Genomic DNA, 4,681 nt, shown 5'->3' with positions numbered 1-4,681 from the left:
TTAAATAAGACGATTACTTGTACCGATGCTTTTCGTAATCAAAGAATGTTTAAGTTTGGTGATGTAATGGAAGTGGACTAAAGTGTAACTGGAATCCATATAAAGGTTTATGGCCAACCATGAATAAATAGTTGGCCATAATGATCTTAAAGATCCATATCTTTTAATCCGGGACTATGCTTATTTGACATTTGTTACTTAATACTTTAATGATTTTTTTACCAATTGATTGCTACCTTAAAATACAATTTTTTTGGAAATAACTATTTTTGATATGAGATGAAAATGGGGGTAATAGCTACTTAGAATTTAATAAAAAATTGTATCTTCAAGGTTTCAAAATGACTTTTATACAATCATCTTCACGATTATTAAAAATTTGATAACCGTAGCTCGCTTCTTCAAGGGGAATTTTGTGTGTAATAATCTCCTTTGGATCGAATTCTTTGTTTGTTATTTTTTCAAATAGTTCTGGCATAAAATGAATAACAGGTGCTTGTCCCATTTTAAGATTAATATTTCTAACCCAAAATGCCCCGAGTGGAAAAGCATTATAATTGCCGCCATAAACACCCGTCATTTGAACCGTTCCGTATTTTCTTACGGCTTTCGTAGCAATTTGAATAGGCCCGAGAGTTCCACCTTGTAATTTCAATTTTTGTTCCAGGAATTCTAGTGGCGATTTCTTCCCATCCATGCCCACGCAATCAATGACTACATCGGCACCGCCATGTGTGATTTCCTTTAAATGTTCTCCCATATCAGGAAATTTTGTAAACTCAAATACCTCAACATTGTTAATCTTTTTTGCATAATGTATCCGATAATCTAAGTAATCGACTGCGATTACGCGCTTAGCTCCTTGCATCCAAGCGAATTTTTGTGTCATTAATCCAACAGGGCCACAACCTAGGACGATAACAGTATCACCTGGCTTAACACCTGCGTTTATTACACTCCAATAGGCTGTTGGCAAAACATCGGATAAAAACAGTAGAGATTCATCTTCAAGCTCGCATGATTCTGGTATAACAAATGGAGTGAAATTTCCAAAAGGAACTTTTAAATATTCTGCTTGTCCGCCTGGATGGTTACCAAATTTCTCTGTATAACCAAAGTATCCACCAGAATCATAATGAGGATTGGAGTTATCACATTGGCTTTCCATTTCATGTTGGCAATAAAAACAATGTCCACAAGCAACGTTAAAGGGGATAACAACACGATCTCCTTTTTTTACTTTTGTAACATCTGGCCCAACTTCTTCAACAATGCCCATTGGCTCATGACCGATAATATACCCTTCAGGTAACGGCATGTTCCCTTGATATAAATGTAAATCAGAACCGCAAATAGCGGTTGAAGTAATTTTTACAATAATATCATCTTTTTTCTCTAACTTTGCATCATCCACTTGTTTAACTTGTACTTGGTTTGGTCCTTGATAGGTTACAGCTTTCATCACATATCTCCTTAGGAATCATTTTTCATAATTTATATGTATCTCTTGGCAAAACAGAAATCTTTAGTAAAGAGAAATCTATACATAGTGTTGTTATGAAAGTACGTTATAGCAACTCTTCTTTCTTATATCTTTTGCCCTATTTTAAGAAGAAACTCAATATTTATTCATAATCTAATTCCCACAAAAAGGATAATTATTATTTCATAATTTGTAGCATATTAAAAAAATCGGAGGTGAAACGATATGACAAACAATAATAGTGGAAGTCGTAATGAATTGTTAGTTCGAGGTGCTGAACAGGCTCTTGATCAAATGAAATATGAAATTGCACAAGAGTTTGGTGTACAACTTGGTGCAGATACAACAGCTCGTTCAAACGGATCTGTTGGTGGTGAAATTACAAAACGTTTAGTAGCAATGGCTGAACAACAACTTGGTGGTAGAGCTAACCGCTAAGTAAATTGAAATACAATGTAGCAGATATGTAAATCAATTTCTTTTGTATATGTATAAAAATAAAAACCCTTATAGTAAATGGATTCTCACTCAAAGATTATTGATAATCTTCTTTCATAATCTTTGAGTATTTTATTTGTAAACTACTTTCCTAAACAATAAACACGCGGTGTTGGAAAGGTGTTTTCCATGCATAGTAGAAAATCTTTTGCAGGAAAAAGCATACTTAAAAATTTGATTTCAATATTGAAATCAATATTTATTATGATATTTTCGAAAGCGAGGAATTTAAAAATGGGTATATTAAGTGGAAATCCTCAAAATGAACCGTTACATTACGGAGAAGTATTTGATATTTGGAGTTATCTTCTCGCTGCACAAGGTGCAATTGCAAGCCATCAAGTATTTATGAATCACACAGGTGACGAAGATTTGAAGAAGTTTTTAGAAAGCTTAATTGAAAATGATATGAACTCGGAAATAGAAGAGTTAAAAACTCTTTTAAAGGTTAATGGCGTAGCTTTACCTCCTGCTCCTCCAGAACGACCAGTTGCATCTATCGAAGATATTCCTCCAGGAGCGCGTATTAATGATGCTGAAATAGCAGCAGCTGTTGCTACAGGATTAGCAGCTGGACTTGTGACATGTAGTCAAGTGATGGGAAAATGTCTTCGAGAAGATGTAGGGATGCTATTCGGACAATTTCATATGAAAAAAGCGCAAGCAGGTGTAACTTTGCTGCGTTTAAGTAAGAAAAAAGGGTGGGTAGTTCCACCTCCGTTACATGTAAGAAATTCTGATCAAGCTTAAGAAACAAAAATAAAAAAGTGGCATTGGCCACTTTTTTATTTTTTAGATGTATCCTCAACTTTGGATTTATTTATTGTAGAAGAATCCATATATTCATCTGACATTTCCATAGCATATTTATCATGATGAATATGATTATGATTTCTTAATTCATCGTCGTTACGCAGTACTAATCTCTTCATATAAATATGGAAGAAAACCTCTATTCCGCCAATAATTAACGCGGCAATAAATGAAGACAGGCCAATATTACGAGTAGCATCTAAATTCGTAAATAAGGATGTTAGTAGCCAAATGCCGAAGAAGCTTAAGCCGAAATCTGCCATTGTAGCAATCATATTTCCGTATTTAGGTAAAATGAAGAGATCGCCGATTAAATAGGCAGCTCCTGTTAGGAAAAGAGAAATGAGTAATACTCTAGGAATTGAAATACCTTGAAAGATACCGAGTACCATTAGTAATACTGCAGTTATCGCTGTGTATTTAATTAATAAAGCAACAATATGTTTCATCATTTTCCTCCATTGTTTAAACGTATATGGAATAAAATATTTCATAAAAAACGGGTTATGCTATATAGCGTAACCCGTTTTAATCACCCTTTAATGGTAAGAAGTACAACCTGGGTAAAAAGCAGGCTTATACTACGTATAGTATTTGCGGAGTATCAAGTTTTATTCACAAGGTGTAGTTCCATTCTTATAATAGAGATGTTGCCTAAGTGCATTGTTTTTATATTAAACTTAATAATTTTTTCTGTTTTGATTTTGTTTCTTAAATATAAGAAGAAAAAGTATTTTTATGTTTAATGTATCTTTTTGTCTACATATTTTCCATAATCGGGTACAGCGATTTTATCAAATTCTTGAACGAGTGTTTTGAGGCTTGTTGATAGCAATTCACCGGACATTGGTATCCCATGTCCAGTAATAGCGACCAGAGGCTTTACTTTTTCTAATTTAATGACTGATTCTTTAGCGGCTTTCCAGTCTGTTGTTAAATAACGAGGGGGGCCGCTTATTTCCTGTTCCTGAGTAAATACTTTATATAGATATTCCTGTTTCACTGTAACAAAAGCATCCCCAGCAATTAAAGTTCGGTCTTTTTCTCGGAATAATGAAATATGCCCAGGAGTATGCCCTGGTGTATGAATCCATCTAAACTCTGGCATAGGGGGAACAGTTCCATCGGTAGGTAGTACTTTTACGCTATTTCCTAAATCAATCGGTTCATTAGGGAACAGGGGAGACATTTTGGCTACCATACCACCTTCAACTGTTGGATCTGGTTCAGGATAGCTTTGTTGTCCAGTCAAGAACGGTATCTCCAGTTGATGGGCATAGACTGGAACATCCCAATACTTAATGAGTTCAATTATTCCTCCAACATGATCAAAATGCCCATGAGTTAAAATAATTGCTTTTGGGCGGCTATTTGTACCAAATCGCTTCTCAGTAACGGAGATAATTTCATTTGCACATTTAGGCATTCCAGCATCAACTAAAACAAAATCATTGGTATGCGGATTTCCAACAAAACATATGTTGACGATTTGAATCGTGTAACAAAATAAATCAGGCAATACTTCAAGGCCATGACCACTTTCAATTGAAGTTGCTGGAATAAACTTGTAATCACTTCCATAATTCATTTCCTTGTTCACCTTTTATCCCCCTTAATATGTTTCAATACGACATTATAGTTCCCTAATTTCTCGAATCCATTTTGGGACATTTGAAAAAAGAATTAGTGGGGGATTACAAAAAAAAATTAAGTCCTAGAATTAAGGTGGAGACATATGAATTTATATAATAGTTTCTACAATTTTTTTTGAGGAGGGTGATGAGTTAATAAAATATTTATCTTAATATTTTAATGTGTACTTATATAAAAATTACATAACAGTAGCTGATATAAATCCATTAAATAAGACGATTACTTGTACCGATG

5 protein-coding genes and 2 pseudogenes are annotated in these 4,681 nt (G+C 34.2%); 4 read left to right on the top strand and 3 right to left on the bottom strand.

What is annotated here, in order from left to right:
• Positions 1–81 (top strand): annotated as a pseudogene (locus CER22_RS33980) (YolD-like family protein); the annotation flags it as partial.
• A gap of 247 nt (positions 82–328) precedes the next feature.
• Here CER22_RS33980 and CER22_RS30570 read toward each other — a convergent pair.
• Entirely contained in the window at positions 329–1,462 is a 1,134-nt protein-coding gene (locus tag CER22_RS30570) for a zinc-dependent alcohol dehydrogenase (protein ID WP_088610457.1), read from the bottom strand.
• Positions 1,463–1,708: 246 nt separating this feature from the next.
• On the opposite strand from CER22_RS30570, the gene sasP reads away from it, so the two are divergent.
• Positions 1,709–1,921: a small acid-soluble spore protein, SasP family gene (gene sasP / locus CER22_RS30565; RefSeq protein WP_046959866.1), complete on the top strand. Its 213-nt coding sequence runs from the start codon at positions 1,709–1,711 to the stop codon at positions 1,919–1,921.
• A 294-nt stretch (positions 1,922–2,215) separates the two neighbouring features.
• Positions 2,216–2,731: a DUF3231 family protein gene (locus CER22_RS30560; RefSeq protein WP_002007904.1), complete on the top strand. Its 516-nt coding sequence runs from the start codon at positions 2,216–2,218 to the stop codon at positions 2,729–2,731.
• Between the two features lie 35 nt (positions 2,732–2,766).
• Here the strand turns inward: CER22_RS30560 and CER22_RS30555 are convergent, their stop codons facing one another.
• Both CER22_RS30555 and CER22_RS30550 read right to left on the bottom strand, forming a co-directional pair.
• Positions 2,767–3,243 (bottom strand): YndM family protein, encoded by a 477-nt coding sequence (locus CER22_RS30555; RefSeq protein ID WP_142293610.1) that lies wholly within the window; start codon positions 3,241–3,243, stop codon positions 2,767–2,769.
• Positions 3,244–3,536: 293 nt separating this feature from the next.
• Complete coding sequence (locus CER22_RS30550) at positions 3,537–4,394, bottom strand: MBL fold metallo-hydrolase (RefSeq protein WP_088610455.1); 858 nt, start codon at positions 4,392–4,394, stop codon at positions 3,537–3,539.
• A 205-nt stretch (positions 4,395–4,599) separates the two neighbouring features.
• Between CER22_RS30550 and CER22_RS34245 the strand changes: the two are divergent.
• Positions 4,600–4,681, top strand: a pseudogene (locus CER22_RS34245) (YolD-like family protein); the annotation flags it as partial.

The sequence above is a fragment of the Bacillus sp. K2I17 genome, from assembly GCF_002209985.1.
Lineage (GTDB): Bacteria > Bacillota > Bacilli > Bacillales > Bacillaceae_G > Bacillus_A > Bacillus_A wiedmannii.
The sequence above is the reverse complement of the archived record's forward strand: the minus strand, read 5'-3'. Positions and strand labels throughout refer to the sequence as shown.

Bases quoted from the DNA above. Each gene is read 5' to 3' on its own strand.
- CER22_RS30570 (WP_088610457.1), bottom strand. From the start codon at position 1,462: ATGAAAGCTGTAACCTATCAAGGACCAAACCAAGTACAAGTTAAACAA.
- CER22_RS30560 (WP_002007904.1), top strand. From the start codon at position 2,216: ATGGGTATATTAAGTGGAAATCCTCAAAATGAACCGTTACATTACGGA.
- sasP (WP_046959866.1), top strand. From the start codon at position 1,709: ATGACAAACAATAATAGTGGAAGTCGTAATGAATTGTTAGTTCGAGGT.
- CER22_RS30555 (WP_142293610.1), bottom strand. From the start codon at position 3,243: ATGAAACATATTGTTGCTTTATTAATTAAATACACAGCGATAACTGCA.